Annotated in this window: 1 protein-coding gene; it reads right to left on the reverse strand. The window is 31.8% G+C overall.

The genetic code is table 11. The features are described 5' to 3' along the window. Window positions 1–51: 51 nt before the first annotated feature. Window positions 52–1,221 carry an IS256 family transposase gene (locus ACODH8_RS14505; RefSeq protein WP_104859673.1) on the reverse strand — a complete coding sequence of 390 codons (1,170 nt, stop codon included), beginning with the start codon at window positions 1,219–1,221 and terminating at the stop codon, window positions 52–54. Window positions 1,222–1,329 lie beyond the last annotated feature (108 nt).

The raw sequence follows: 1,329 nt of genomic DNA on the forward strand, positions 1-1,329 counted from the left end.
GGTTGCGTCAAGAATTATGTGTAAATGGAAAAAACCATTCTGTCGGTTAAGTTAAAACATTGATTCTAATGTATCTTGTATTTCTTTAAAACCTTTATGAATCCGACACAAAAATTTCTGATTATAGTTGTTGAATTGAGAAACTAAGAATCTCTCTAGAGATTCTTCATTAGGGAATTGTTCTTTTCTTTTTGTATATTTCTTTAATTGTTTGTTAAAACCTTCAATCAAGTTAGTTGAATAAATGGTTCTTCTGATTGATGGAGGAAAATTATAAAAGGTTAATATAGCAGGATTCATGAGTAATTTAACTACTCGTGGATACTGCTTTTTCCATTTATCTATCATAAAACTTATTTGATTCATAGCTTCTTCTTTTGAAGCTGCTTGATAAACCAATTTAAAATCATTACAGACTTCTTGTCGATCACTAACACGAACCTTATGAGCAATATTTCTAGAGATATGGACACAACATTGTTGAAATTGAGCATTTGGATAAATACTATGGATACTATCGTCAATGCCGCTTAAACCATCAGTTACGACTAATAAAACCTCTTCTAAACCACGGTCTTTTAGGTCTTGAAGTATTTCTTTCCAAACATACGAAGACTCAGTTGGAGCAATACTAAACCCAAGAACCTCTTTGGTCCCATCTAGTCGGATACCTATGACAATATATACAGCTTCTTTTGAGACAGTTTGTCTTTTTAAAGGAATGTGAGTAGCATCCATAAAAATGATTGAGTATTGGGATTCTAAGGACCTTTCTTTAAAAGCAACAACATCTTCAGATACTATTTGAGTGATATTGGAAATGGTTTGTGGTGTATAGTAATGACCATACATTTTTTCAATCAACTCAGAGATTTCAGACATAGTGATTCCTTTTTGAAATAATTGGATAATGGTGGTTTCTAAAGAGTCGTTACTTCTTTTATAAGCAGGCAACGTTTGTTGAGAAAACTCTCCATTTCTATCTCTAGGAATTGCCAAATTTAATTCTCCATACTCTGTTTTAAATGAACGAGAATAATTCCCATTTCGGGAATTACCTGAATTAAAACCAGTGCGATCATATTTCTCATAATCAAGAAAAGCCGTTAATTCAGCTTGTAGCAGTGTATTGATAGCTAATTCTAGATGACGACGGAATAAGTCATCCAAATCACCTTTATTGATTAGTGTTTCCATAATTTCTGTAGTAAAATTAGTCATGAGAAAGTCCTCCTATAAAATTTCGGTTGTGGTAACTTTAATTTTACAGAATGGACTTTCTTTTTATCTACCTAAAATTTCTATTTACACAAAATATTTTACGCTATC

The sequence above is a fragment of the Vagococcus fluvialis genome (assembly GCF_048815235.1).
Lineage (GTDB): Bacteria > Bacillota > Bacilli > Lactobacillales > Vagococcaceae > Vagococcus.

Excerpts from the sequence above, each read along its gene's own strand:
- ACODH8_RS14505 (WP_104859673.1), bottom strand. The coding sequence starts at position 1,221 with ATGACTAATTTTACTACAGAAATTATGGAAACACTAATCAATAAAGGT.